This is a genomic window from SAR202 cluster bacterium (genome assembly GCA_016872355.1).
Classification (GTDB): Bacteria; Chloroflexota; Dehalococcoidia; order Lucifugimonadales; family VGZY01; genus VGZY01.
The window spans coordinates 1-26,131 of sequence record VGZY01000039.1 but is presented as its reverse complement, the minus strand read 5'-3'; the positions used below and the strand labels follow the sequence as shown (position 1 = coordinate 26,131).

General features: G+C 61.4%; 22 protein-coding genes. 4 read left to right on the top strand and 18 right to left on the bottom strand.

Annotated elements, in window-relative coordinates:
• Window positions 1-217: 217 nt before the first annotated feature.
• From FJ319_09330 to FJ319_09315, 4 genes are all read right to left on the bottom strand, one after another.
• Window positions 218-1,186, bottom strand: a complete 969-nt coding sequence (locus FJ319_09330; GenBank protein MBM3934487.1) for an ABC transporter permease — start codon at window positions 1,184-1,186, stop codon at window positions 218-220.
• A gap of 18 nt (window positions 1,187-1,204) precedes the next feature.
• A complete protein-coding gene (locus FJ319_09325; GenBank protein MBM3934486.1) occupies window positions 1,205-2,134 on the bottom strand; it encodes an ABC transporter permease in 930 nt (309 codons plus the stop codon).
• Window positions 2,135-2,293: 159 nt separating this feature from the next.
• Window positions 2,294-4,000, bottom strand: coding sequence for a peptide ABC transporter substrate-binding protein (locus tag FJ319_09320; protein MBM3934485.1), 1,707 nt, complete (start codon window positions 3,998-4,000; stop codon window positions 2,294-2,296).
• Window positions 4,001-4,020: 20 nt separating this feature from the next.
• A protein-coding gene (locus FJ319_09315) for a peptide chain release factor 2 (protein MBM3934484.1) occupies window positions 4,021-5,119 on the bottom strand; the annotation gives its coding sequence in 2 pieces (ribosomal slippage) (window positions 4,021-5,067 and window positions 5,069-5,119; 1,098 coding nt in all).
• A gap of 230 nt (window positions 5,120-5,349) precedes the next feature.
• Between FJ319_09315 and FJ319_09310 the strand changes: the two genes are divergently transcribed.
• A complete protein-coding gene (locus FJ319_09310) occupies window positions 5,350-7,125 on the top strand; it encodes an FAD-dependent oxidoreductase (protein MBM3934483.1) in 1,776 nt (591 codons plus the stop codon).
• 6 nt (window positions 7,126-7,131) lie between these two features.
• Here the strand turns inward: FJ319_09310 and FJ319_09305 are convergent, their stop codons facing one another.
• Window positions 7,132-7,464 carry a TIGR02391 family protein gene (locus FJ319_09305; GenBank protein ID MBM3934482.1) on the bottom strand — a complete coding sequence of 111 codons (333 nt, stop codon included), beginning with the start codon at window positions 7,462-7,464 and terminating at the stop codon, window positions 7,132-7,134.
• Between the two features lie 625 nt (window positions 7,465-8,089).
• On the opposite strand from FJ319_09305, the gene FJ319_09300 reads away from it, so the two are divergent.
• Entirely contained in the window at window positions 8,090-9,277 is a 1,188-nt protein-coding gene (locus FJ319_09300; GenBank protein MBM3934481.1) for an amidohydrolase/deacetylase family metallohydrolase, read from the top strand.
• A 65-nt stretch (window positions 9,278-9,342) separates the two neighbouring features.
• On the opposite strand, the gene FJ319_09295 is transcribed toward FJ319_09300, so the two are convergent.
• The 3 genes from FJ319_09295 to FJ319_09285 all read right to left on the bottom strand — a co-directional run bounded on the left by FJ319_09295 (window position 9,343) and on the right by FJ319_09285 (window position 12,681).
• Window positions 9,343-10,452, bottom strand: coding sequence for an aminotransferase class V-fold PLP-dependent enzyme (locus FJ319_09295; GenBank protein ID MBM3934480.1), 1,110 nt, complete (start codon window positions 10,450-10,452; stop codon window positions 9,343-9,345).
• A gap of 136 nt (window positions 10,453-10,588) precedes the next feature.
• A complete protein-coding gene (locus FJ319_09290; protein MBM3934479.1) occupies window positions 10,589-11,761 on the bottom strand; it encodes an amidohydrolase/deacetylase family metallohydrolase in 1,173 nt (390 codons plus the stop codon).
• A gap of 164 nt (window positions 11,762-11,925) precedes the next feature.
• Complete coding sequence (locus tag FJ319_09285; GenBank protein ID MBM3934478.1) at window positions 11,926-12,681, bottom strand: DUF502 domain-containing protein; 756 nt, start codon at window positions 12,679-12,681, stop codon at window positions 11,926-11,928.
• Window positions 12,682-12,947: 266 nt separating this feature from the next.
• Here FJ319_09285 and FJ319_09280 point away from each other — a divergent pair, with 266 nt between their 5' ends.
• Complete coding sequence (locus tag FJ319_09280; protein ID MBM3934477.1) at window positions 12,948-14,318, top strand: serpin family protein; 1,371 nt, start codon at window positions 12,948-12,950, stop codon at window positions 14,316-14,318.
• A gap of 118 nt (window positions 14,319-14,436) precedes the next feature.
• Here FJ319_09280 and FJ319_09275 read toward each other — a convergent pair whose 3' ends face one another.
• From FJ319_09275 to FJ319_09260, 4 genes are all read right to left on the bottom strand, one after another.
• Window positions 14,437-14,688, bottom strand: coding sequence for a type II toxin-antitoxin system ParD family antitoxin (locus FJ319_09275; GenBank protein ID MBM3934476.1), 252 nt, complete (start codon window positions 14,686-14,688; stop codon window positions 14,437-14,439).
• A 59-nt stretch (window positions 14,689-14,747) separates the two neighbouring features.
• Entirely contained in the window at window positions 14,748-16,601 is a 1,854-nt protein-coding gene (locus tag FJ319_09270) for a CocE/NonD family hydrolase (GenBank protein ID MBM3934475.1), read from the bottom strand.
• Window positions 16,602-16,708: 107 nt separating this feature from the next.
• Complete coding sequence (locus FJ319_09265; protein ID MBM3934474.1) at window positions 16,709-19,093, bottom strand: penicillin acylase family protein; 2,385 nt, start codon at window positions 19,091-19,093, stop codon at window positions 16,709-16,711.
• 241 nt (window positions 19,094-19,334) lie between these two features.
• Entirely contained in the window at window positions 19,335-19,853 is a 519-nt protein-coding gene (locus tag FJ319_09260; GenBank protein MBM3934473.1) for a hypothetical protein, read from the bottom strand.
• A 190-nt stretch (window positions 19,854-20,043) separates the two neighbouring features.
• Between FJ319_09260 and FJ319_09255 the strand changes: the two genes are divergently transcribed.
• Entirely contained in the window at window positions 20,044-20,913 is an 870-nt protein-coding gene (locus FJ319_09255) for a serine hydrolase (GenBank protein MBM3934472.1), read from the top strand.
• 82 nt (window positions 20,914-20,995) lie between these two features.
• On the opposite strand, the gene FJ319_09250 is transcribed toward FJ319_09255, so the two are convergent.
• The 6 genes from FJ319_09250 to FJ319_09225 form a co-directional block, all read right to left on the bottom strand.
• Window positions 20,996-21,838, bottom strand: coding sequence for an amidohydrolase (locus FJ319_09250; protein ID MBM3934471.1), 843 nt, complete (start codon window positions 21,836-21,838; stop codon window positions 20,996-20,998).
• A 27-nt stretch (window positions 21,839-21,865) separates the two neighbouring features.
• Window positions 21,866-22,312 carry a Tellurite resistance protein TerB gene (locus FJ319_09245; GenBank protein ID MBM3934470.1) on the bottom strand — a complete coding sequence of 149 codons (447 nt, stop codon included), beginning with the start codon at window positions 22,310-22,312 and terminating at the stop codon, window positions 21,866-21,868.
• Window positions 22,313-22,553: 241 nt separating this feature from the next.
• Window positions 22,554-23,141 carry a sugar phosphate isomerase/epimerase gene (locus FJ319_09240; protein ID MBM3934469.1) on the bottom strand — a complete coding sequence of 196 codons (588 nt, stop codon included), beginning with the start codon at window positions 23,139-23,141 and terminating at the stop codon, window positions 22,554-22,556.
• Between the two features lie 166 nt (window positions 23,142-23,307).
• On the bottom strand, window positions 23,308-24,156 hold the full coding sequence (locus tag FJ319_09235) for a TIM barrel protein (GenBank protein MBM3934468.1): 849 nt from the start codon (window positions 24,154-24,156) through the stop codon (window positions 23,308-23,310).
• A gap of 11 nt (window positions 24,157-24,167) precedes the next feature.
• On the bottom strand, window positions 24,168-25,022 hold the full coding sequence (locus FJ319_09230; GenBank protein ID MBM3934467.1) for a sugar phosphate isomerase/epimerase: 855 nt from the start codon (window positions 25,020-25,022) through the stop codon (window positions 24,168-24,170).
• A 99-nt stretch (window positions 25,023-25,121) separates the two neighbouring features.
• Window positions 25,122-25,934, bottom strand: coding sequence for a sugar phosphate isomerase/epimerase (locus tag FJ319_09225; protein ID MBM3934466.1), 813 nt, complete (start codon window positions 25,932-25,934; stop codon window positions 25,122-25,124).
• Window positions 25,935-26,131 lie beyond the last annotated feature (197 nt).

Below are 26,131 nucleotides of genomic sequence, written 5' to 3'. Positions count from 1 at the left end.
GACCTTTCTCATCCCCAATCTTCACTCGGTGAGCAGCCAAAACCCGAAGCGCAGGAGTCTCCCACCGGAATTCAACCGAAACCTCGGGCGAGAGGACTCAGTCCCTATCCGGCTAAGTCCACCGCCCATAAGCCGGCTGCAGACCACCCATGGAGACGAACCGTACTGACAAAATCACTGCACCCTAAACACTGACAGATTCACTGCCCCTTGACAGCTAGCGCGTTCTCGGGTTGAGCACGTCGTTCAGGGCGTCCCCAAGCAGGTTCCACGCCAGCATGAGCGTCCACGCCACTATCCCGGGCGCAATCAGCATCCACGGGACGGCCTTCAGGGCGTTCACGCTGCCGGCTTCGTTCAGCATCACCCCGAGGCTCGGCCTGGGCGGCTGGATGCCGAGGCCCAGCCAGCTTATCACCAGCTCCGCGCCGACCATTGCGCCCATGCCCATTGTCACCGTGACGATTATCGGGCTGATTGCGTTCGGCAGAAGGTGGAGGAACAGGATCCTTTTAGTCGACGACCCAATGGCACGCGCCGCCTCGATGTGCGGCGTTTCCTTCAGGTACAGGATCTGCGCCCTCACCAGCCTGGCCATGCCGATCCAGCCGAAGCTGACCAGCGCCAGCGAAATCACCGCATAGTCCACGATGCCTGTTCTGACAAGGCCATTCAGGAATGTATGGTCTTCGAGCCAGTACACATGCGTCACGATTCGGGGCCTTAGCGTGGCGGCGATGATGATCACCAGCAGGATATCCGGGAATGAGGCGAAGAGCTCCCCCGTGCGCATGATGACCGAGTCTACCTTGCGCCCGAAGTATCCTGAGATAAGGCCCAGCGAAACGCCGATCACCAGGCCGCCGCTCAGCATTCCCACCGCCGTCAGGATCACGGTGTTCTGGATGCCCCACAGGACGCGCGTAAAAACGTCTCTCCCCGCAAAGTCCGTGCCCGCCAGATGCTGCCAGCTCGGCGGCTTCCTGATCGCCGTGTAATCCAGGTCGGTATAGTTGTATGGGGCGATCCACGGGGCGAATATCCCCGCGGCGTAGAAGATGATCAGGACGACGATGCACACCACCGCTATCTTCTTGTGCATCAGGCGTCCGAATGCGCGGGCAAGGTGGCCCCTGCTCTTGTAGCGCTTCTTTTCCGCCGCCAGCGTCAGCTCTTGCACCGCCAAGCTGCTCGCTCCTTTTCCCTAGCTGTACCGGATGCGCGGGTCCACGAGGGCGTAGACCACGTCCGCAATCAGGTTGCTTATGACGAATGCCGTTGCGCCGATAATGGTGACGGCCATGATAACCGGGTAGTCCCGGTTGAAGATGGAATCGATCACAAAGCCGCCTATGCCGGGAATGCCCATGATGCGCTCTATGATGAACGCCCCGCCTATCAGGCCGCCGAGCGAGCCGGCAAGAATGGTTACGATGGGGATCAGTGCGTTGCGGAAGACGTGGCGCGTGCCGACGGTCGGACCCTTGAGGCCCTTTGCCTTGGCAGTTCGTATGAAGTCCTGGCCCAGTACGTCCAGCGTGCTGGCGCGCATGAACCTCGCCAGCCCGGCGATGCCCGGTACGCCCATGGTAATCGCGGGTATAAGGATACGCAGGTCGAAAAGGCCGCCCCAGCCTGAGCACGGTATCCAGCTTAGCTTCAGGCACATCGCCCACAGAAGCACCGGCACCGTCACCATGATCGGGATAGACATGAGTATGAGGGCGATTGTGACTGCCGTGGGGTCCTGCCATCTGCCCTGGCGGTGGGCAATGTAGAAGCCGAGTGGCAGCCCGAGGCCGACGGCGATCACGTCCGCTGCGAGCGCAACCTGCGCGGAGACCCACATCTTGGGCATGATAAGGTCGCGAACGTTCTGGCCGCGGTACCGGTAGCTTTCGCCGAAATCGCCCCTGACAAAACCGGAAATGTAATCGACGTACTGGACGTGGAATGGCTTGTCGAGGCCGAATTCATGGCGAAGCCGCTGGGCCACTTCCTCGTTGTACCGGTTGCCCATCATCACGCGGATAGGGTCGCCCGGCCCCTTGGTGGCGAGCGTGAAAGTGACCAGCGAGACGGCAATCAGGAGGAATGGCAGCCATAGCAGGCGCCTGACAATATATGCCAGCATCGGCTAACGTCCCTCTGACCCGGGGCCGCGCCCCAGGGGTCCGGCGTTCGGATTCACCACTTTATATCCCATCCCCTCTGAAATCACAAGCAGCCCTGTCCGTTGGGGGAGGGCTGCTTGTGCTACTAGCCTATCTGCGTTCCGGCATCAATGCCGCGCCTACTTCTTTATCACGATCTGGCGCAGCCTGGGAACTATCATCGGCGTCAGCCTGTAGTTCTGGATGTACGGCTTCACCAGCGCGTACTGCTCGCCCGTGAACCAGAGGGGAACCCAGGCGGCGTCGCTTATCAGGATCTGCTCGGCCTGGTTGTAGAGCTGCACGCGGCGCACAGGGTCCTGCTCCGTGCGGGCCTGCTCCAGCAGCCTGTCCGCCTCTGCATTGCTGTACTGGCCGTGGTTGAGGGCGCTGTCGCTGTGGAACAGGATGTCCAGGAAGTCCTGGGGGTCCGGGTAGTCCGCAGACCAGCCCAGCCCGGCGTAGGCCTGGAACTTGTGGTCGTCCAGGTCCTCGAGGAATGTGGCCCACTCCACCTGTTGTATCTCAACCTGAACGCCCAGGACCTGCTTCCACATTTCGATAATTACTTCAAGGTCGAGGCCGATCGTGCCGCCCGTGCCCGGGACGGAGATCACAATGCGAGGACGGTTCGAGGCGTCGGGGTATTTTGACTCGCTCAACAGCTTCTTGGCGAGCGATTCATCGTGCTTGAGGCCCTTGATGTCGGGCGAGTACCCAGGCATCCCCGGCGGCAGGATGTTGTACGCGGGTGTGACGAGCTCGGAAAGGACCTCTGTGGCTATAAGCTCCTTGTCTACGGCGTGGTTAAGTGCCTGGCGGAACTTTGGATCATCGAACGGCGGCATCGTTGTGTTGAAGCCGATGTAAGAGATATCGAAGCCCGGTGGCGCTACCACCAGCTCCTTGTTGAGCGGGTTCTTGGTATCCAGCACACGCTCAAGATCGAACAGGCCCACGCCCGTAACGTGGATCTCGTTATTCTCGTACATGGCCATGGACTGTCCGCCGGCCAGGTTCATATGGATCGACTGGATGTTAGCCGGGGTCTTGTAAAAGTCGGAATTGCGGCCAAGGACGATGCGCTCGCCCAGCCTGTACTCAGTGATCTTGAAAGGGCCCGTGCCCACCGGCGTCTTCACCCACCAGTTGCGCCCGCCGGCCTCAACCACCTCGCGATCGAGGACGAAGGCGGTCGGATAGGTGAGCTTGGCAAGGAAGTAGGTCTTCGGCGCGTCAACCTCGATCTGGAGGGTGAGGTCGTCGATAACCCTCACGCCCGCTATGTCAGTTGTTTTGCCGTCAAAATAGTCCTCGGCGCCCACAATGTCGTTCAGGTAAGTCTCTGCAACCGTTGATGCGGTCCTGGGGTTGGCGGCGCGCTCGATGGACCATTTGAAGTCTGCGGCTGTCACGCGCTTGCCGTTATGAAACTTGACGTTGTCACGTAGCTTGAAGGTGTAAAGGGTGCCGTTGTTCCCAATCGTCCATCTCTCGGCGATATCGGGTTCAATCTGGAGGTCTGTATTCAGGGTCACCAGCCCGCTGAATACTTCTACGACAATGAAGGCTGATGTTGTGTCCCCGGTCAGGTGGGGGTCAAGCGTAGGGGGGTCTGCCCAGAGTCGCCTGAATACGCCGCTGCCGGTGGCGCTTTCATTTCCGGCGGGAATATTCGGCACCTGGGTGCTCACGGCGCCCGCGCCGTCAGGGTTCTGGGGGGCCGGCGTTGCTGCCTGTCCCGGTACCGACGGCGTGTTCTGGGCATTGCTGTCGTCCCCGCAGGCGACAAGCCCCAGTGCGAGCAGGACAAACACCAGTGAAAGTGCTTTTCTCATTATTTCCATCCCCTTGTTATCCGACCGGCCTATTCGCCCATCGTCGATTTTAGATAAGCAGTTATGAAGCCGTCCAGGTCGCCCTCCAGGACGCCTTCGGCGTCCGAGGTCTCATGGGCGGTGCGGTGGTCCTTGACCATCTTGTACGGGTGAAGCACATAGCTCCTGATCTGGTTGCCCCACTCGGCCGAGATATGCTCGCCCTTGAGTTTTGCCAGCTCCCTGGCGCGCTCCTGCATCTGGCGCTCCACGAGCCTGGAAAGCAGAATTCGCATGGCGATCTGCTTGTTCTGGAGCTGAGAGCGCTCGTTCTGGCAGCTAACCTTTATGCCCGTCGGCAGATGCGTGATCCGCACCGCCGTGGAGGTCTTCTGTACGTTCTGACCGCCTGCGCCCCCGGCGCGGAAGACATCGATCTGGATGTCTTTGGGATCGATTGTGACGTCGGCGCCCTCTTCAGCTTCCGGCAGCACCTCCGCCAGTGCGAACGACGTATGCCTGGCGTGGTCGGCGTCGAATGGCGATATCCTCACCAGCCGGTGCACTCCGCGCTCACTCCTCAGGTACCCGTAGGCGTAGTCCCCGGTGAACTGGATTGTGACGCTCTTGATGCCGCCCTCTTCACCTTCCGAGAGGTCCAGCACCTCCGTCTTGATGCCCTTGCGCTCCGCCCAGCGGAGGAACATTCGCATCAGCATCCCAACCCAGTCCTGGGACTCCACGCCGCCGGCGCCTGCGTGTATCGCCAGGATAGCGTTCCTGCGGTCGTACTCGCCGGAAAGCATCAGTTTGAACTCGAGGCTGTCCAGCTTCTGGGCGATCTCGGCAATTTCCGCCGACAGGGTGTCGGAAAGGGACGTGTCGCCTTCCGCCACGGCCATATCAAGCAGTTCTCTAGAAGCTGCCACTCTGCTGTTAAGGTTCCTGAAGTCATCAACTTCTGCCCGCATCGCTGCGAGCGTCCTCATCTTTTCCTGGGCCTTGCGGGAGTCCGTCCAGAAGGCGGGATCGAGCTTTTCATGCTCCAGTGCCTCTACTTCACGCTCTTTGGAGTCCAGGTCAAAGACGCACCGTAAAGTCAGAAATGCGATCGCTGATCTGCGCCAGTCTACCTTTGAGTTCTTGCATTGTAAACAGCCCTGGGTTAGTGGATGATTTACACGTAGATAGCAACGTGGACGGGGACGAAAAAGTTAGCGTTTCGGCGCCTCTCGATGGTGAGCAAGGCGTTGCCGGTGCGTCTCGTCAATGAAAGGGACGCAAATCGCCGGGGTCAGCCGCATCCCATTATAGCAGGCGCCGTATCTGCCCAGATTCCCCTCGGGGATGGCTGTTGACAACCGGAGACACGGGGGTTAATGTGTCCGAAATCCCAGGAGGCAAGCGATATGTCGGATGCCATAACCACGGACGTCCTTGTTATCGGCGCGGGGGGCGCCGGGTGCCGCGCGGCCATCGAAGCAGCGGAGCAGGGCGCGCGGGTGACGATGCTCATCAAGGGCCGACTGGGCAACAGCGGCTGCACACTGAATGTGGGGACGAGTTGCGTGGTGGGTTTGGGGGGAGACCGGAGCGACTCCATCGATGCGTCCTTGCGCGACCTTATCTCCTACGGGGGTTACCTGGGAGACCAGGAGCTGGCGCGCATACTGATAACGGAAACGGCGGACCGTGTGCGCGAGATGGAGGAATGGGGCATCGACTTCGAGCGCAACGCGGATGGCTCGATTGCGATGTACCATGCTGCCGCGCATAGCCACAAGCGCAACTTCACTTTCAAGAGCAGCGCCGTCGTTGAAAACGCCGCAGGCGTTGGCGGCGCGGGCGCCGGCCCGGAGTACGGCTCCCCGCCGGGAATGGCGATGATGGACATCCTAGTCCAGCAGGTGCTGGGACGGGATATCGACATCCTGGAGGACCATGTCCTCGTCGACCTGGTCAAGGCGGATGGCAGGGTCGTGGGCGCGACCGCCCTGGACATGAAGTCGGACCGGCTTACCGTCATAAACGCCAAAGCGGTCATTCTTGCTACCGGCACGTACAGCCAGATCTTCGAGCCGACGACCGTTTCCCCCGGGGAGTCAGGCGATGGGCATGCGGCGGCGTACCGGGCCGGCGCTGAGCTGATCGATATGGAGGCCGCCCAGTTTGTGGCGACCTCAACCGGCGCGCCGACCGGCACGGTGTTTCTAAACACCAAGGGCGAGGCGTTCTTGCCCCGGTACGGTATCGAGGGGCACACATCAATTCCCAAAGAGCCGCTCGTCTACGCCGTGGCCCGGGAAATCATGGAGGGCCGGGGGACCCCGAACGGCTCTATTTACCTCGATTTAAGGCCAGTCTTTGCCGGCGCCGGCCCCAAGCCCTGGTATGTGCCGATCATCGAGAAGCGGCTCAATGACGCGGGGATCGACCCTCGTAAGGACCTCGTGGAATCGTACCCGCGCTCTCACACGGCAATTGGGGGCGTCCGTATCAACGCGCGGTGCGAAACGAGCGCGCCCGGCCTGTACGCGGCGGGCGCAGTCGCCGGCGGACTGTACGGCGTCGCCAGGCCGGAGGGGTACACGTCTATGATCACGCTGGTGTACGGTCGGCGCGCCGGGCTTCACGCCGCCCAGGCCGTGCAGAATATGGCGCCGCCAAAGCTGGACGACGCGGCAGTGGACGCCAGCCGGAGGAGGGTGTCGCGCATAGTCGGCACGGCCGCGCGCTTGACCCCGGACGAAGCAATCAAGCAGATAAAATCGGCCACTTACAAATACGCCTGGGTTATCAAGGACGAGCGCGGCCTGCGGCAGGGGTTGCAGGAGATGCGCCGCATCGCGGACGCCTCAAAGACCTTCAAGGTGGCTGACGGTTATGAGCATGCGAAGGCGCTGGAAGCGCACAACATGCTATTGTCCGCGGAGCTACTCATCCTGGGGAGCCTGGAGCGCAAGGAGAGCAGGGGGGCGTTCTTCCGCCACGACTACCCAAAGATGGACAACGCCAACTGGCTCAAGAACATCGTTTACTCGCAGGTGAACGGACAGCTTGCCATGCGCACGTCCACGCCCGAGATGAAGTACGTCAAGCCTCTGGACGGCCCTCACGCCCCGGCTGGCCGCGGCTTCGGCGGCGAAGTAGTGTAGAGGCGGTTACTTCGCCTTCTCGCAGCGGTCAAGGCGGCGGTGGAGGTGGGACGCAAGAGTGAGGATTTCGATGGCCTCAGCCTCTTCGACCGTCCACTTCGCCGTCGGCCCGTGCATTGCGATATCGCGGAAGGCGGTGAGGAATCCGCGCAGCACCTGCGCGAAGGCGGCGTGCTCGCTGCGCTCGCCGCCCGTATCGAACTTGTTGAATCTGATGACCGGGTTGCCCTGGGTCCCCGTGCCGAAGGCCCTGTCCACCAGCGCGCTGCCGTCCGCGTCCACCCCCCGCCAGCACCCTGACCTTGTCCGACACTGCTTTGGCGGCCTCCATGACCACAGGAAAGCAGTCGGCCGTCATAAGCTCAGGGCGGCAGTGGCGCAGAACTGCCGGGTAGACGCCGCGGGCTGAAAGGGCGGACTGGAGCCTGGACGCCGCCGCCTCTACCTCCGCCGGCGTACGGCCGGCGCCGCCCGTCAGGCGCACCTTGCCATGCTCCGTGAGTGTGTAGCCGAACGGCGCCATGGCCTTCACCAGCGCGTCGCGGCGGTGTTCGAACGTCGAGCGGCTTGCCCCGTATGCTGAAGGGTCCATAACCCTCTCCACAAAGGCCATGACAACCTTACCTGCCTCGGGTCCTTCCTGCTTCTGCTGCAGCGCGTTGAAGAGCCGCCTGCGCTTCTCGATGAAAGGCGTGGGGTCCTGAATGCCCATCTTGGCCAGAAGGTCGGCAATCTCGTTGCCGGAGATGGCGTAGGCCGTCTCCGTAAGCGCGCCGCAAATGGCGTCAAGCTGCCCGCCCGAGAAACGATTAAGGAGCGTCATGTAGTTCTCACCGGCCTTCCTGGCTTCGCTGCTCCAAACTATAGCAGCCGCGGCCCGGGCGTTCCATCGTGCCAGCTACCGGGTGACGGCCTTTCCATATATCATGTACGGCGACAAAACGAACAAACTCAAGGACCTCCAATGGCTATCAAGCAATATGACCTCATCGTCAAGAACGGCCACGTCATAGACACCTATGCCAAAGTGAACGGCAAGCGCGACGTTGCATTCGTGGGCGGCAAGGTAGCCGCGGTTGAGGAGAGCATCTCATCGGATCTCGCAACCGAGACCTTCGACGCTACCGGGTGTATCGTATCGCCCGGCCTTATCGACCTGCACGTTCACGCCTACTGGGGCGTCTCCGGCTGGGGTATCATGCCGGACCCCGTTCACATCGCGAAGGGCGTCACGACGGCCGTGGACGCCGGCTCGTCCGGCGCGCGCACCTTCCCGGCCTTCCGCAAGTTCATCATGGAGCCCGCGCAGACGCGGCTGTTCGCGCTGCTGCACTTGTCGTCGATGGGCCTGATCACGGACAACAAGATCGGTGAGCTTATGGACATGCAGTGGGCGGAGGTGGACCAGGCCATCGCCTGCGCGCGCAAGAACCGAGACATGGTGGTGGGCATCAAGATACGCATGGGCCGCCAGATGGCCGCCGAGAACGATCTTGAAGTAATGAACCGCGCCAAGGAGGCGGCCGAGGGCTTTGGCGGCTTCATCATGATGCACATCTCCAACCACAAGACGCCGCTGGCGGAGCTCTGCTCAATGCTACGGCCCGGAGACGTCGTCACTCACTCCTTCCACGGCTTCGAGGACGGGCTGGTGGAGGACACGGGCCGCCTGCGCGAGGGACTGCTCGAAGCCCAGCGCCGCGGCATCATCTTCGACGTCGGCCACGGCGGCGGCGGCTTTTCTTTCTTCACCGCCGAGAATGCGATGCGCCAGGGACTCTGGCCGGACAACATCAGCACAGACCTGCACACCGGCAGCGTCAACGGCCCCGTCCACGACCTGCTCACGGTTATGTCCAAGTTCATGTACCTGGGCCTGTCCGTGGAGGACGTCGTCCACCGCACCACCACCACGGCTGCGAAAATCCTGGGTAAGAGCGCCACGCTGGGCACCCTCAAGCCCGGGGCTGAGGGCGACGCCGCGATCTTCAAGGTCGAGGACGGCAACTTCACATTCGTGGACCGCATACTGGACTGGACGAAGGTGGGGAACACCCGCTGGTACCCGGGCAAGAAGGTAGAGGCGAAGCAGCGCCTCACCCACGTGAAGACGGTCAAGGCCGGGGCGGTCTACAAGCCGTACATGGGGTGAGAGTTGGTTGTTAGAAGTTGGCTGTTGGGATCGGGCCAACGACTAACTAACAAACAACTTCCTGCCTATCCCAACACTGCCCGCAGCCTCTCCGCCACCACCTCTGCCTGGCCGTCCGCGAGCGAGTGGACGTTGACGTTGAGGGTGTCCGGGCCTCCAAGCAGCACGCGGACGCGCGGGTTGCCGGCGTCCAGCGCCCTCACGACCGACTGCGCGTCCTTGCCAAGGCGCTGGGTGTTAAGCGTGACGTGGAGCGTGACGCCCGGGAAGCGAGTGACGCGGACAACCTTCGCCTCATTTACGTTCGCGAGCCCCTTGACCGCCTTTTCGATCACGTCGAAGCGGCGGTTGTAGACCATGAATCGCTCTTCGTGGTTCATCGAGAACCACTCCTCCACGGCCACCACCAGCCCGACGATCTCCTGCCTGTCTACCTTCATGCTGCGGCCGAACGGGAAGCCCGAGGCGTGCGCGGCCTGCACCAGGTCTTTCTTGCCTGTAACGAAGCCTATGGACTGCGGTGCGTTGAGGTACTTGCCGGAGAAGCAGACCAGGTCGCCCGTCTGCGCGGTCTGGCGGAAGAAGTCCAGGGGATAGTTGCGCGACGCGCCGTCGACGATGACCGGCAGGCCGTGCTTGTGTGCCAGCTTGACGGTGTCGGCGTATGGCAGAATCGTAGCCGGCCAGTCTTCCTGCACGTAGTAAGAGATTCCTGCCGTGTTAGGCCCAATCGCCTTCTCGATGTCCGCGACGGAGCAGCCCTCTTTGGACCCTGCTTCAACGAGCTTGCCGCCACAGACCGTGTACGCTCGCGCGAAGCCGGTCATCTGCGGCTTGAGGATCACTATCTCGTGCTTCAGTCCCGACACGTCCGGGAGCCTTCGTCTCCTCTCGGCGTCGTTCCCCGCGATGCAGGCTGCGGCGGCGAGCGCCATCGCGCTATAACACCCCGCCGTCGGAAACGCAGCCTCCGTGCCAAGCAGCTCGGCTATGCGCTCGCCCGCCTTGTCAAGCAGCTCGCCCATCGATATCCAGCTCTCGTTCGCGCGGACCATCGCCTCCTGCACCTTCGGGGAGACCCACGAGCCGCCCCATTCGGTTGTGTTGCCGCCTGCGTTTATGACCGGCCGCACTCCAAGCCCGGTGTAAATGTCGCCCCAGGATCTGGGTGGCAATGGAAAACCTCCGTAGAATTGGAACTGCTTGGCTCGTCGTATCTGTAGCTCGCGCGATTTATCGCGCCTGTTTGGTTCGCCAGCTGTGCCTGTCCACAACCCGGGCGCGATGAATCGCGCGGGCTACAGAAAGGCTCTACCCTGTCGGCTTCAGCCAGGGCCTGTACACCTTGCCGCCCTTCACCGTCTTCGCGTGCCGCAGCTTCTTCGTGCCCTTCAGCACCTTGTTGCCGGAATCGTGGAACGTGAAGTCCCCCTCGTCCATCGCGAGTATCGAAGCATCCCCTTCCGCCCCCGGCCTGAGCGTCCCTATACGCCCCTTCATCTTCATTATCCGCGCGGTTATGTCCGTGGACCGGCTCACCACCTGCTCCAGGGTCATCCCCATGTTCAGGAACTTCGAAAGGGTAGTCACCTGGTCAAAAACCTTCTTGTCGAAGTTGTCATTCCAGAGATCGCTGCTGATGTTGCCTATGTCGAAGCCCTGCTCCAGTGCCTTCTGAGCCACGGCGAAGGAGAAGCTGCCGCTCCCGTGGCCCACATCGAAGATCACCCCTCGCTTCTGGTCCGCCCGCAACCCTTCGATGACCTTGCCGTCCTTGTCCAGTATGCCGCCCTCCACGGCGCCGTGGAAGGCATGCGTCACCACGTCGCCGGGGCGCAGCATCGCCGTCAGCACGTCCAGGGAGTGCGTCGTCGTCTTCACGTGCACCATCACGAAGCCGCCTATGCCTTCAGCAACGTCTGTCGTCCGCTTCATGATCTCGATGTCGTCGTGAATTACCCTGGTGTTGGACGGCCTGCACTTGACGCCTATGATGAGATCGCGGTTGTCCAGCGCGCACCGGACCGCTTCCTTCACGTCCAGCCATCGCATGTCGTCCACCTCGCGGATGTGCGGCGCGATCATGCCCATGGATGAAATGTTGATGAGCGCGTACAGGCGTGTGTCCGCCCGCTCCATCACGTACCGCCGGAAGCCGGGGAATGTCCGCGCCCCGGCGGACCCGGCATCGACCGCTGTAGTGACCCCGCGAGAAATATTGCCGATGTCCGGCTCCATGCCGTAGCACGACACACCCCAGTACGCGTGCACATGCAGATCGATGAGGCCCGGCGTGACGATCATCCCCGTGGCATCAAGGGTCTCCCGCGCATTGACGGCAGGTATCTCGGGCTGGATGGCGGCTACCTTCCCGGCTGTCATTGCCACATCCATGATGCCGCTCAAACCCTGGGAAGGGTCCACCACCTTGCCCCCCTTGATGAGCAGGTCGTACGCCAGCTGAGTATTGACAGGATCGGCCATCGCACTCTCCCAAAAGGGTCATTAACGCTCATGCCCTTCTGACGGGCGGAGCGCGGACATTGTACACCTGCCGCCGCGGGCGGTGTACGCGGCAAAAAGAGGGGGCGGACCGTCAGGTCCGCCCCCGGGAACATTGCATTGCACTGCGCTCTGGATAGTGCGGCCTAGTTGCGGCCGGTCGATTCCCCCAAGTCAGTCTTCTTGATAAAGGGTAGCTGGAAAGCGCCGGAGTCCGGGTTATTGACGGGGCCGCCCGTCGCTTTGTTACGGAGCAGGGCGATCTCTGCATCGTCCAGCGCCTTCATCGGCATTCGAGCGGGGCTTGTGATGCCGCCGGATAGCACAAAACCCATAGCTTCGTTCACGGTCATATCAGTTGCGTATATCTGCTGGATGGGCAGAATGGCAACATAGCCGGAGTTGGGCGTTGGGGCAGTTGGGAGGTATACGATTCCCATTATGCGGGCGGGGACCGCCTCAGTAACCCCGGTAAGGAAGCCCAGTGACCAGACCTCCTGACGCGGGTACTCAATGAGCACCACCCGCTTGAAGCCGGACATCCCATCGCCGCCGGTGAACGACTCAATGAGCTTGCGCGCAGGCGAGTATACCGCTCCGATAATCGGAATCTTTACGATGAGCTCCTGGATGGTGCGTATCACTCTGCGGCCGATCCTGATTATCCAGAAGAGGCCGACCACGTACACCAGCAGCATCAAGGTCAGCAGGCCAAGGCCGAGGATCTCGCGGCCGAATACCCTCACGAGCACCGGCTGCAACACGCCATCCACGAACTCAAAGACCATCTTCAACAAGAGGAACGTCACGATCAACGGGATCATAACCAGAATGCCCGCGACAATCGCCCGCTTGAAGTGGTTGGGGATGCCCTTTGAGAAAAATGCGTTAATCTTGTTCATAGATCTCCGTTGGGTACCGCTATTCAACCCATTATCAACACTTGAGGACCGCTTGTTCAACGCCCTGAGACAGGTGCGATATCCGGAACGATTAGCTCAGCCTGCCGACAAGTGACAAAGTATAATGGTCAGCCCGTTTCGAGTTCAAGCGTACACTACGTACGAGGGGTGGCGCGAAAGTCGTATTCGGAACAATCGCTCAGCTTCTAACGTCGTTCTATCAGGTGTGACTCTTCTTTACGGCTGTTCAATTTGGAGGATGTTTCATGAGACCGGTCGCGGCAACACAACTCGCTCTGATAGGTATAGGATGTCTGGCCTCATTCGGCATAGCCGCTTGCAGCGGCGCCACACCGGCGGCCCCGTCCACTCAATCTACCGCCACGCCTCCGTCGTCCGCCTCACCTGCCCCTACGCCTCCAGCCTCCGCGCCCCAGGCGCAGAACACACCGGTTGCATCTCCCACAGCGCAAGCCTCCAGTCCAAAGTACTGCGACCTGGGCGCGGGAGGCGCGGTGGACCCGAGTCTGGTCAGCGGTAACACCGGTTTCGGCGCGGAGCTGTTCGGCGAGCTCCACGACTCAGCTCCCGGGGAGAATGTGTTCATCTCTCCGCTGAGCGTTTCCGTTGCGTTGGCGATGCTCTACAACGGTGCTTCCGGGGAGACCCGACAGGCAATGACAGAGACCCTGGGCTACGAGGGAATGAGCCCGGAACGGATCAATGACGCCAATCTGGCGCTCCTCCAGTCACTGTGCGCCTTGAACCCGGAGCTTGCCCTGAACATTGCAAACTCGCTCTGGGCGAGACAAGGGGTCCAGTTCAAACAGGACTTCATTGACGCCAATCGAGAGCATTTCGCCGCGGAAGCGGCTGTACTCGACTTCGACGACCCCGCCGCAGCCGGCAGGATCAACGGGTGGGTGAGCGATAACACCAACGGCAAGATAACGCAGATCATCGACCGGATACCGGCCGACATGGTCATGTACCTCATCAACGCAATCTACTTCAAAGGGGCATGGGATACGCAGTTCGACGGCAAACTGACGCGGGAGATGCCGTACCACCTCCAGGGTGGCGGGCAGGTGACAGTGCCGATGATGCTGCAAACACGCTACTTTTCTTACCAGGAGAGCGGCGCGTTCCAGGCAGTGAAGCTGCCATACAAGAAGACCAACGTGGGAATGTACGTATTCCTGCCGAAGGAGGGAACGAGTCTCGAAGCTCTTGTGAACGACCTATCGGAAGAGAGCCTCGGTGAATGGATGGGCCAGTTCGGGAACCGCGAAGGGAGCGTGTCCATACCACGGTTCAAGATGGAATACGAGGAGAAGTTGAACGACGCTCTCTCAGATATGGGGATGGCGGTCGCATTCGACCCCGATCGCGCGGACCTGTCAGGCATGAGCGACGCCCATCTCTATGTCAGCGAGGTCAAGCACAAGGCGGTAGTGGAGGTTAACGAAGTGGGTACGGAGGCGGCAGCGGTAACGTCGATAGGAGTGGCGGCCACGTCCGCCAACCCCAATCCGCCGTTCAGCTTCATCGCGGACCGGCCCTTCCTGTTCCTGATTCGCGACGACGCAACCGGCAGCGTCCTCTTCATGGGCGCGGTGTACAACCCCGCGCAGTAACGCGAGCGCATATGGAAAGTCGAAGGGGATGGTGAGCTCACCATCCCCATGCTGTTTTACAAGCCGTAATCAAGGCGTGACCAACGTCCGCACTGCCGATGGGCCGTATTTTGACGTTTTAGCCTGACTCAGACACGCGTGTTTTAAGTCGCTCGTGACCTCTGCGAATGATGTCCTCAATATCCATCGGCGTAGACGGACCGCTGTCGAGACCCTCCTGGATGGCTTTCCGGAGGTCCTGAAGCTTCCTTTCACGTATTGCCAGCACGCGGAGCGCCTCTTCAATGACCTTGCTTGAAGATTCGTACTCGCCCGAATCCACCTTGGACTTGATGAACTTCTCGGACTCCGGCGTCAAGTGAATCTGCATTCGTGACCTCCAGACCTGCCCCGCGAACTCTTACCCTTGCAAACTCATGATATTTCCCATCACTTCGCTCGGTCGACGCGTCCCGGCTGCATTGGCAGCACCACATGCGTCGGCCGCGCCGGCTCGTGGTAGACGGTCTGCTGGGCGCTCAGGTAGGCGCGCTCAAGGCCTATCGGCCCGCCGGTGTTGGGGTTTACGTCGAAGCGCGGCCAGTTGGAGCTGCTTATATCCAGCCTGATCCTGTGGCCCTTCCGGAAGATGTTGGACGTGGGGTAGAGCTCGAACACGAACTCGTACGGCGTGCCCGGCTTCATCAACTCCGGCTTGTCCCAGCCGTTGCGGTAGCGGGCGCGGATGATCGAGTCCGTGACGTTGATCGCCAGGCCGTCCGGGTAGTCCGCGCTCGGCGGGTGTATGTCCAGCAGCTTGGCGGTGAAGTCCGTGTCCACGGCCGAAGACGAAGCCCATAGGTGCATGGTGATCGGCCCCGTGACCTCGGTGTCCTCTTCAAGCTCCGGCGTCTGGTAGCTCAGCACGTCCGGGCGCATGTTGAGTGGAAGCTTGTCCTTCATCCCGAAGAAGTCCGGCCTGCCGCGCTGGTCGAAGGCACCGGGCCGAATGACCTGGTCAGCCGCCGAAATGCCGCCTCCCATTGTGGGGACCGGGTTCCTCGGATTGAAAGTGTAGTTGGTTGTCGCTGCCTCAGCCTTCGCGGGCTTCTTCGTCGAAAGCGTCCCGTCCGGGTGAATGTAGTACTGTGTGAGTTTCGTCCCCGGCAATGGCCAGTCCGGCTCCTGGCGCCAGTAACCGCCGTGGTCAAGGCGGTTCTCGTAGTCGTTCTTGTTCACCGTCTGCGTGCCAGTCCCCATCGTGAAGATATGGACGGGCTTCCACCCGGCAACCTCGGTGTCCATTCCCTTCATGAAGTGGTCGTACCACGCCAGGCGCATATCGCGCTGGCTGATGTGGGCGTTCATGCCGAAGTCCACATCGCCGGAATACGTTATCTCATAGAACCCGTGCACCCACGGCCCCATGAGCAGGACCTGGCGCGACTTCTTCATCCGGCTCAGCTTCATGTAGCTGTCAGGAGTGTTCCTCGCATAAGAGTCGTACCATCCACCCAGGTAGAGGGTAGGGACGTCCGCATGCTCCTCGTAGTACTCATCGATCGCGTAGCCGCGCTGCTTCCAGTAATCGTCGTAGTCCGCGTGGTTCTGCACGTCGATCGCCCACTGCTCATATAGCGGCAGGCGGCGGAGCACAGTCTGCCCCTGTCGTAGCGGGAACGAGTTCACGATGTCCGGCATGTCCTTCGTGAACGCCTTTATAAGCTCGCGCCGGAGGTCCGGGTCTGCCTTGGCCTCTTTGCTCGTGACCGCCATTCTGAAGGCGTAAATGAGGAAGCGCTGCTCAAGCGCTCCGTTCTGGCGCATGGAGCTGTGGTAGTAGTTTGACGCGCCGACCTCCACGATCATTGTCGAAAGGTGGGGCGGGTTGAGGGTGGCAAGGGCGCACTGGTCGCTGCCGGCGTACGAGCCTCCCATTGTGCCTACCTTGCCGTTCGACCAGGGCTGCTTCGCCAGCCACTCCACCGTGTCGAAGCCGTCCGGCGCCTCCCGGGCGAAAGCGTACCACTCTCCCTCCGACTCGTACCGTCCCCGGACGTCCTGGTTGACGACCACGTAGCCGCGCCTGGCAAAGTACTTGCCGTTGGAGATGAGCTTGGCCAGGCCCTTATCGTACGGCGTGCGCTCAAGCAGCACGGGGAATTTGCCGGGCGCCGGCTTGCCGTTGACGGAAGGGAAGTAGATGTCCGCGGCCAGCCTCACCCCGTCGCGCATCGGCATCATGACATTCAGCATGTAGGTGACGTCGTACTGTATCTGGGACCCCTGGTAGAGGGAGGGCATAGAAGACTCCTGGAGTATCTGAGTATCTGTAGCATGCGCGATTCATCGCGCTCGTGTAGTAATCAATAGACGCTGGCGAGCAAGACAGGCGCGATGAATCGCGCGGGCTACACGGTAAGGACCTGCTTCGATTCTGCTTCCCTGGCAATCCGCTCCCAGCTGAACAGCGCGGGGAACGTCTGCACGCGGCCCCAGGTGTCGGCCTGGTCGGTGTAGTGCGGACTGCCGGGGTGGCCGGAGACGCCGGTGGGCACCACCCAGCGGGAATTGTCCCAGTCCGCGGTGTCGAAGACGTACCGGGCTATCGAGCCGCTCGCCACTGCAAAGGGCTTCATGATGTTGTGGCCGGTGTTCTGAGGCGTATCTCCGTCGCCGCCGATGGCGACCGGCTTGCCGTCCAGCAACGGCGCAAGCTCGGGGTAGGCGACGGACAGCTTGTGCTGCGGCTTGAGCACGTGCACGCGTCCCCACGTCCACGTGTCGATATCGTCACCGAGCTTCCCGCGAAGGTACTGGACCGCCTCTTCCAGCGCGTCCGCCATCAGCGACTTCCAGTCCGTGCCCGGCGGCAGAAACGTCGTGTCGCCGGCGGCCGCCATCTCGGAGAAGACGCCGCGCAGCTGCGTCACGTGCTGCGGGGCGCCGCGGCCCCCTGCGGCCATTGCCTCCTCGTATAGCGGCCCCAGCAGGTGCTTGAGGATGCGCAAATCCAGGCTCCGGCGGAAGGCGCTATAGATGGTCGGCGCTACCGAGTCGCGCTCCATGTCGCCTTCCCAGGACTTCAGAATGTCTTTCGCGTGAAGGGCAAGAACGCTCTTAGGCTTCACATCCCTGATCAGCTTTGCGTAGCGCTCGCCCGGCATCGACTTCCGCTCGCCGTGCACCGCCTCCATGTCCGCTGCTGTCGCCTTCTTTATCGTCTTCAGCCGCTCATATATGCGGCGGCCACGGAACTCCGCCGCATACTGGAACGAGATGAAGTGCCGGTACTGCTCGCCGATGATGCGGTTGTTCGCGGTCACGATCATGCCCTGTTCAGGGTTTGACATGTACGGCATCTCTTCGAAAGGCACGTATCCCTGCCACTCGTGCTTCCCGTCCCAACCGGGAACGGGCAGCCACGCGTTGTCCATCGATCGAATCGGCAGGCGGCCGCGCGTCAGGTAGGTGATATCGCCGTGCACGTCGGCCGTGACGAAGTTGTGCCCGGGGTCCACCCAGTCTCGCATTGCCTGGTTGGCGTCGTCGCACTTGCGGGCGCATATGAGCTTGCGGATTGCCTGGAAAGTAGTATTGGGCTCGGCTGTGGCCGTGTATTTGAAGGCTATGCCGTGCCCTTTCGCGGGGTCACCGAAGAATACGGGGCCGTGATGAGTCATGGTCACATCTATCACCGCGTCCTTGCCGCCCCTGACCTTGATCGTCTCGCGCCTCACATCCGCCTTCTTCCACTCTCTCTTGAACTCGTACAGGTCCGGCGCTCCCTTCTTGAAGCGCTCCACGTACAGGTCCTGGTAGTCCGCCGCGGCGTGCGTGACGCAAAACGCCACATGGGCGTTGTGGCCGAAGTGGGTAAAGCCCGGCACCCCTGGGAACGACAGCCCCAGCGCGTCGAACTCGTCGCTTGCGATGTGGTTCTGGTAGTAGGGGTTGGGCGCTTCGAACGGCCTGTGCGGGTCCCCCGCGACTATCGGCTTGCCGGACGCAGTCCTGCTTCCGTGGACCGCCCAGCAGTTGCTCCCGGAGTCGGGGTCCACCATCCACCGAATGGGCTCCGCGCCCTTCGTGAACTGCTCCAGCGCCGCCGCGAGGCCGGCATCCATGTTGCCTGCTGTTGTCATTGCGTCCATGGCCGGGCGCTCAGACGGCCCAGCGTACTCTGCCCCGGTCGGCACGATCAGAAGCCCGCCGCGGGAATAGCTGGGAATTAGCTTTGCGGCGCGCTCCGGCCCGAGAACGTTGACCAGCCCCGCCCTCCACATCTTGTTCTCGATGAACCCCATCAGGATGTGGCGCACCTTGAAGACGGCCATGCTGTCCCAGGGCTGCCACGGCTCCATGGCGGCATTCACGATGCCAAGCTCAACCGGGAGCGCTTTCGTTGTCGTTATGAACGCGTTAACGCCGGCCGCGTAGGCTTCCACCATCGCGCGGGTCTCCGCGTTTGCAGACGCATAGTCGGCCTTCACAGAGTCCAGGATGCGGAGCTTGCGGAGCAGCGTGTCCTGCCCCACGCCGGAAGGGCCCGCGTACTCCGCCCACCTGCCGTACGCCCACATTCGGTCGTGCGCCATCTGCCACAGGCGGTCCTGCGCGGTCACGAAGCCTTGCCCGAAGAACGCATCGTGCGCCGTCAGGGCTTTCACGTGAGGGATGCCCAGCTTGTCGCGGTATATTGTAATTTGCCCCTCAAGCGCCTTGAGGTTGAAAGTAGACGTAACATCGGGCAGACCGGTCTTAAGATCGGCGGCGGACTTCGGAAGCCGGGACATGGAATGCTCCTGTTAGAAGTCTGTCATCAAAATGCCGGCAACACTGATCAGGGCGATCACTATGCCCCCTGCCAGCAACACCAGCAGGCCCTTTGCGAACTGATTTCTGGGGTCCATAGAGATTCCTCTCCACTCCATCTCGGCGGGAGTATACGGGCGGGCATGCGGTGCGTCAAGCTGAAAACAAGAAATGGCCCCGACGTTCGTCGGGGCCATTTCTTCAATGTCGAAAATGCCGTCGCTACTGGACCGTTGTCGTCAGGGTTGCGGTGTTGTTCGTGCCGATCTCCTCGGCATCTGTGTCCCTGGTCTTCGCGGACACCGGTACGGATGCTGTTATGGTCTTGGCGCCCGCAGAGGCCGCCGTCGCCCTCACCGTCACGCTACCCTGCGCGCCGGCTACCTGGGAACCGAGGCGGCACACGATCTCTTGGCCCGTGGTTGTGCATGCCGGGCTGCCGGGCACCACGCCGTTAATTGTCATGCCGTCGGGGAAGGTGATCGTAGGGGTGTTGCCCGCGCCCTCACTTCGCCCAATATTCTTGATCGTAACAACATACGTGCCCTCAGCGCCCTGGGCGAGCGTCGCCGGGCCCGCCATCGTCACTTCAAAGTCCGGGGGACCGGACCTCAGCTTCTGCCAGAAGCCCGCCTGCGCGCCGATCATGCCGAATATGATGATGCCGCCAACCAAAAAGCTGACGATCCACGCCACCCAGAACCAGAACTGAATGCCGCGCTTCTTGAGCCATCTGAACATGTTGAAGTCTCCTCCATACCGGGGAAAATCGACATTGGCACGCAGTATATTGGTCTGCTAGCCAACCGTCAAGGCGTGACAGCATGGCGTGGCTGGCCTATAATGGCCTCGGCTCGGCCCAGGAAGCCCGCGCCCGGCGAATCTATCGCTCACTACTTGCCCTCCTGGCAACTCAAGGAAGGACCGGAAAATGCCTAACGCAATCGAGGCCGCTATCGCCAATGTCAACGGGCAGGTGGGAGTGGCAGCTAAACACCTCGTGACCGGCAAGGAGTTCCGCTACCAGGCAGATGATATCTACTTCACGGCAAGCACGTTGAAAGTACCCGTCCTTGTGGAGCTGTACCGGCAGGCGTCCGAAGGAAAGATCGACCTTGCGAAGCGGATAACTCTGGAAGACCGTCTCCGCGTCCCTGGCTCCGGCGTCATGCGCGAGCTGGACAACGGCCTCTCGCTTACCGTGAAGGATGCCGCAATGCTGATGATCATAGTCAGCGATAACACCGCCACCGACATCGTTTACAACCTCGTCGGCCGCGACAACCTGAACGCCACAATGCAGCGGCTCGGCCTCACGAAGACTAAGACCCCAATGTCAACTCGCGAGCTCCTTTTCAACATGGTGGGAGAGAAGAAGGTAGACGATTCGACAGAGAGCTTCTGGCGCGTTCACGAAAAGCAGATCAAATGGGACGTGGACAAGGACTGCGACGCGCTGAATGAGGAGAGGTCAGACGTGTCTTCCCCTTCCGATATGATCAGGCTCTTGGAGATGGTGTACCGTAACGAGATTATGCCCGAGGAGTACAGCCAGGGCGTTATCGAGACCCTCAAGCGGCAGAAGCTCAAGACCGTTATCCCGGCCTACCTGCCGAAGGGCACGGTGCACGCCCACAAGACGGGCGGCGTATGGAGTGTGCGCTGCGACGTCGGCATCGTCTGGGGCCCGAATGGCCCGTACACGATAGCCCTCATGGTCAAACGAAGCACCGACGGCACGGACATGGACTCCCGCCTCGGCAAGGTCTCAAAGGCCATCTACGACGAGTTCGCGAAGTAAGTAGTTGGTCGTTAGTAGTAGGTAGTTGGCCAATCCAACAGCCGCATGTTCTTCTGGCCAACTACCTACTACCAACTACCGACTACTTCTTCTTCCCCGCTCCCTTCGGCCCGTGCCAGCTCCACACCTTCTCGGAGGTCTTGTGGAACAGCCACTCCTTGTCGGAGGCCGATAGGAAGTCCATCTGCTTGACCGTCTCGATCGACTTGGCAACGCCGCACTTGGCCATGACACTGGGGAAGTCCGTGCCCCACATCAGGCGCTGCGGGCCGTACGTCTCGTACAGCGCCTTTGTGAGCGCGAAGGTGTCCTTGTAGGGGTAGTCCTGCTTGGACTTGTTGTGCAGAAGTGAGACCTTCACGTACACGTTCGGGTACTTCACCAGGCGCATAACGCTGTTCCTGTTCATGTACGGCGCCTGCTCCTCGATGGACAGGCCGGCCAGGTGGTCCAGGACGACCTTGACGTTCTGGTGGCGCTCGATTATCGGCTCCACGCAGGAGTGGTCCAGGCCGGAGCCCAGGAGGCCCAGCACCGCGCCGAGTTCGCCCGCCTTCTTCCAGAACGGGTCGCGGTTCTTGTCGGAGTTCTCCTTCGGGTCCTTCGCCCAGCCGAGCTGGAGGCGGACGCCGGTGAACCCCTGCTTCTTATAGAGCTTTTCGAGCGTCGCCGGCCCCTCGGGGGACGCGGGATCGATCAGCGCGATCGCCGTGAAGCGCTCGGGGAAGCGCTTCACGCAGTCCGCCACGTAGCTGTTGTCCCACATGTAGTTGCGGGGCTGCACTATGACGGCCTTATCGACTCCCGCCTCCTGCTGCAGCTTGATCAGCGTCTCGGCGGATGCATCGGCCTCGGGCAACTTGCCGTCCATCGGGAACTTCGCCGTGTCCTTGGTCCACACATGGACGTGAGAGTCGATAATCATGCGCGTGCTCCTTTAGTTAACTGCTGGTTAGCTGCGGTTCTTGATCACAATCACTTCTGCAATCTTGACGGCCAGCTCGTCGCTGATGCCGAGCGACTTATGGAACTCCTCCAGGAAGGCCTTCTCCTTGGGGTCAACGTAACCGTCCGCCAGCACCAGGTCCGTGGCTAGCACGAACGCCGTCTCGCGCAGGTCCTGCGACAGCGCCTTCCGCGCCGCCTCCATCACAGGGGCCGCGCCGCGCCGCTGGATCAGCTTGGCGCTGTTGTTCAAAATGCTCGCCAGGCTGTCCATGTTGTAGCCCCGGAACAGCCTCTTCTCCACGAGGTTGGTGATGATCCGATGTACCTCGTCGCTCTCCACCACGCCGTCGGCCGATACCGCGAGCAGGCAGACGGCGGAGAAAGCCTCCTGCTGGCTGAAGTTGATCGGCCCCTCTTCCTTCTTCCCAAATGCCTTGTCAAAGAGTCCCATCTTTGCGACAACCTTTCTAGCGCTGTGCGCCGTGCAATGAAACGGCCCGCTTCAGCGGACCGCACGGCGGGAAATTATCGCACAACGCAGGCAAACTGTGTGAGGGAGGGCGAGCAGCAAAGCTACCGTGTCACCCGGCCTTCGTCAGCAGGTCCCGGAGGTGACGCACAGCGCGGCGCATCGCCTCCTTGTCGTCGAATTGCTTCCCCTGGTGCTCAAGGACTATTCCGATTGTGCCGTTTTAGTTCACGCCGCGCATTATCTTCACGATGCGGCCGTAGGGCAGGAACTCCTCCACGCCGCTGTCCAGCTTGTACATCTTCGCCCTGACGTGCGCCGCGTAGGGTGCGGTGAGGGCGATGTGCTCCTCATGGACGTCCGGGTTGCTCTGGTCCTTCACTACGCCGCGGGGGTCCGAGCCCTTGGATCCCTGCCACTGGCCGGTGTCCAGGATGAAGGTGAAGTTCTCGCGGTTGACCTCTTTGAGAAGCCGGAGCACGCCCTCGCCGCGCATGAGCCAGCTCCTGTTGTTGTGGTTCTGCACGCCGACCGCCATGCCTTTCTTCTCTGCGTACTCGCACATCTCCTGCATCCGCCGCACGATCTGCGCCCACTTTGGCTCGTACTCGGGCGAGTCCAGTGGCGCCTCCCCGCCGCGGGCGAAGACGTGGACGAGCTGCGCGCCCATGAACGCGGCCACGTCAATATCGCGCCGGGCCGTCGCCAGCTTTGCTACGGCCTTCTGGTCCGTCCCGCCGAGGCTGACGCCGGAGGCGAGATAGCCTATAGGCAGCCCGTAGCGCAGGCACTTGGACTTGACCTTGCTCAGTTAGCCGGGATCGGTGGAACTAAGCCCGCGCCCAAGGAACAGATCGATAGTGTCAACGTTCAGGTCACGGATAAAGTCCAGGAGCTCGAGCGTATCGATATGCGCCCCGGGAACGGCTCTGTCCTGCATGTACGCAAATACGCCAAGCTTGATCACGGAACGCCTCCTACCTGTTGAAGCACTTTCGAACCAGCGCCGCTGACCGCCGCATCAGCTCCACGTCGGTTAGCCGCGATTCGTCTGGGTTCATGACGAGTGAGACGGTCCCGTTATACCCGGCGTCCCGCAGGATGCCGGCGATGCGGCCGTAGTCCAGGTAGGGATCACTGCCGCTGTCCAGGTTGAATATCTTCGCGCGGACGTTGCGGGCGTGGTGCACCGTCTGGGCGATGTACTCCTCGTTGATGTTGGGGTTGGCGTTCTTTGGCACCCCGCGCGGCTTCGTCATGATCCCGTCCGTCCACTGGCCGGTGTCCAGAATCAGGACGAAGTTGCTCCTGTCCACGTCCTTGAGGATGCGATTGATCGTCTTTGGGACGGCGACCCAGCTGCCGCCGTCGTGGTTCTGCACGCCCACGATTACGCCCTTCCCGGCGGCGTAGTCGGCCACTTCGCGGCAGCGGCGCACGATCTGCGCCCACCCCTGCTCGTAGCCGGGCGTGCTTGCTGCCGCCTCACCGCCGCGGGCGTAGAGGTGCGTCATCGGCGCGCCCAGGAACGCGGCGACGTCCACGTCGGCCTTCGCCTGCGCCACCTTCGCCGCGGCCTCCTCCTCCGGCCCTCCGATAAACAGCCCGGATGTCACGTACCCTATGGGCAGGCCGTACCGCACGCACTTCGCCTTGACCCTGGAAAGGTAACCCTTATCCGTAGAGGCAAACCCCTTGGCGAGGTGGAAGTCCACCGCGTCCAGCCGCAGCTCCCGCGCCAGCTCAAGGAAATCGAGGACTTCGAAATCCTTCGTTTGATCTTCGGGATGTCGTAACTGGCTGAAACCGCCAAGTTTGATTGCCACAGCCTATCTCCCTACTGCCTGAAGCACCCTCTCAAGTACGGAACCGCGCGCCGGACCATGTCGATGTCCGAGATCGTGTCTATAGTCTCGTTGTCCAGCACAATCGTCATCACGCCGTTGAAGTTCTGCGCGCGCAGTATCCGCGCAACGTTCCGGTAGTCGATGTACTTCTCGGTTCCGCTGGCCAGGTTGTACATCTTCGCCCGCGTATGCCGGGCGTACTTCAGCGTCTTCGCGATGTACGTCTCGTGGACCATCGGGTCCGCCTGGTTCTTCACCACACCGCGGGGCTGGGTGGTTATGCTGTCCTTCCACTGGCCCGTGTCCAGGTGCAGGAAGAAGTTGTCGCGCCCCACGTCGTTCATAAGGCGCACGACCGTCTTCTCGTCTGCCAGCCAGCTTCCGCTGTTGTGGTTCTGCACGCCCACGGAGATGCCGCGCTCGTTCGCGTAGTCCGCGATCTCGCGGCACCGTCGGGCAATCGCCGCCCACCCCTTCTCGTACTCAGGCGTCCCGTCAGGCTGGTGCCCGCCATAGGCGTACACGTGGGTCATGGACGCGCCCATAAAGACGGCCATGTCCACGTCTTTCTTCGCCTGCGCCACCCGCGGCGCCGCCTCCTCATCCGTCCCGCCCATGATCAGCGCGGAGCACACGTAGCCGATGGGCAGCCCGTACCGTATCGCCTGCCGCTTTACGCTCATCAGGTAAGCCGGGTCCGTGGAGGTGAATCCACGCTTGAAGTCCATGTCTACCGTGTCGACCTTCAGATCTTTGGCAAGCTCCAGGCACTCGAATATATCGACCGCCTTCGGCTTCTCGCCCGGCTTGAAAAAGTCGCACAGCATCCCGATTTTGATAGCCATGAGGGTCCTTTCAAGACAGTAGTCAGTAGTCGGTAGTCAGTCAGGAACTTTGATCCTGCTGCTTTCCAACTACCAACTACTGACTACCAACTATTGTCCCTAGTACTTCGCCATCAGCTCCCGCAGCTGCTTGACGGCCAGCCTGAGCGCGTCCTGCTCGGTCATCGTCTTGACCTGGTTTTCGACGCAGATGCACAGGCTGCCGTTGTAGTTCACGCGCTTGAGTATCTTGAGAATACGGTCGTAGTCCAGCCACTCCTCGCGCCCGCTGTCTATCTTGAAGACCTTGATGCGGACCGAGGAGGCGTAGGGAGCGGTTTGCTCCATGAACTCGTAGATGTCTACCTTCGGCTCCTTGGCAACGCCGCGAGGGTGCGCGCCGATGGAGTTCCACCACTGGCCGGAGTCCAGGATGTGCGTCATGTTCGGGCGGTTCACGTCCAGCAGCATGCGAAGGATGTCCGAGCTGCGAGGGGCCGCGGGCGGCGGGTGGTTCTGTATGCCCAGGAAGATGCCCTTGTCCAGCGCGTAGTCGGCCACTTCGCTGAAACCGGACACCATCTGCGCCCACGTCTTCTCCGGGTTGGGGTCGTCCAGCTTCGGCCTGCCGGACATCAGGCGGATCATCGGCGCGCCCAGGAACACGGCGGAGTCCACGTCCGCCTTGTCTCGCTCGATGCCCTTGCGGAACTCTTCCGGCGCGCCGTCGTACCCGCCGCCGGAGCCCAGGTAGCCGATGGGCAACCCGGCCTTCAGGCACATCTTCTTGTACTTCAACGCCGTCTCGGGGTCGCGAGGCAGCCCGCCCACGTGGATGTCTATCGTGTCCAGACCAAGCTCCCTGGCCTGCTCAATCTGCGGCTCAAGCGGCTTGTCGGGCAGCTGCCGTATCTGCATGCTCAACTTCAGCATTGGGGAATCGCTCCTATGACGTGATTTTAGAGTGCTGTTGCTTTGACCGAATGGTCCGTCTTGTCATTTTGGGCATATTTGCAAAAAATGTGTGATCCTATGGACTGGCAACGGCTTTGTAAGGCGGCTACCATGGTTTTGAAAAATCATCAAGTTTTTGAGGAGTGCCCATGGCCCCCAAAAACGGTGTCCGCAAT

Excerpts from the sequence above, each read along its gene's own strand:
- FJ319_09325 (MBM3934486.1), bottom strand. The coding sequence starts at position 2,134 with ATGCTGGCATATATTGTCAGGCGCCTGCTATGGCTGCCATTCCTCCTG.
- FJ319_09320 (MBM3934485.1), bottom strand. The coding sequence starts at position 4,000 with ATGGAAATAATGAGAAAAGCACTTTCACTGGTGTTTGTCCTGCTCGCA.
- FJ319_09310 (MBM3934483.1), top strand. The coding sequence starts at position 5,350 with ATGTGTCCGAAATCCCAGGAGGCAAGCGATATGTCGGATGCCATAACC.
- FJ319_09300 (MBM3934481.1), top strand. The coding sequence starts at position 8,090 with ATGGCTATCAAGCAATATGACCTCATCGTCAAGAACGGCCACGTCATA.
- FJ319_09290 (MBM3934479.1), bottom strand. The coding sequence starts at position 11,761 with ATGGCCGATCCTGTCAATACTCAGCTGGCGTACGACCTGCTCATCAAG.
- FJ319_09285 (MBM3934478.1), bottom strand. The coding sequence starts at position 12,681 with ATGAACAAGATTAACGCATTTTTCTCAAAGGGCATCCCCAACCACTTC.
- FJ319_09280 (MBM3934477.1), top strand. The coding sequence starts at position 12,948 with ATGAGACCGGTCGCGGCAACACAACTCGCTCTGATAGGTATAGGATGT.
- FJ319_09275 (MBM3934476.1), bottom strand. The coding sequence starts at position 14,688 with ATGCAGATTCACTTGACGCCGGAGTCCGAGAAGTTCATCAAGTCCAAG.
- FJ319_09270 (MBM3934475.1), bottom strand. The coding sequence starts at position 16,601 with ATGCCCTCCCTCTACCAGGGGTCCCAGATACAGTACGACGTCACCTAC.
- FJ319_09265 (MBM3934474.1), bottom strand. The coding sequence starts at position 19,093 with ATGTCCCGGCTTCCGAAGTCCGCCGCCGATCTTAAGACCGGTCTGCCC.
- FJ319_09260 (MBM3934473.1), bottom strand. The coding sequence starts at position 19,853 with ATGTTCAGATGGCTCAAGAAGCGCGGCATTCAGTTCTGGTTCTGGGTG.
- FJ319_09255 (MBM3934472.1), top strand. The coding sequence starts at position 20,044 with ATGCCTAACGCAATCGAGGCCGCTATCGCCAATGTCAACGGGCAGGTG.
- FJ319_09250 (MBM3934471.1), bottom strand. The coding sequence starts at position 21,838 with ATGATTATCGACTCTCACGTCCATGTGTGGACCAAGGACACGGCGAAG.
- FJ319_09245 (MBM3934470.1), bottom strand. The coding sequence starts at position 22,312 with ATGGGACTCTTTGACAAGGCATTTGGGAAGAAGGAAGAGGGGCCGATC.
- FJ319_09230 (MBM3934467.1), bottom strand. The coding sequence starts at position 25,022 with ATGGCTATCAAAATCGGGATGCTGTGCGACTTTTTCAAGCCGGGCGAG.
- FJ319_09225 (MBM3934466.1), bottom strand. The coding sequence starts at position 25,934 with ATGCTGAAGTTGAGCATGCAGATACGGCAGCTGCCCGACAAGCCGCTT.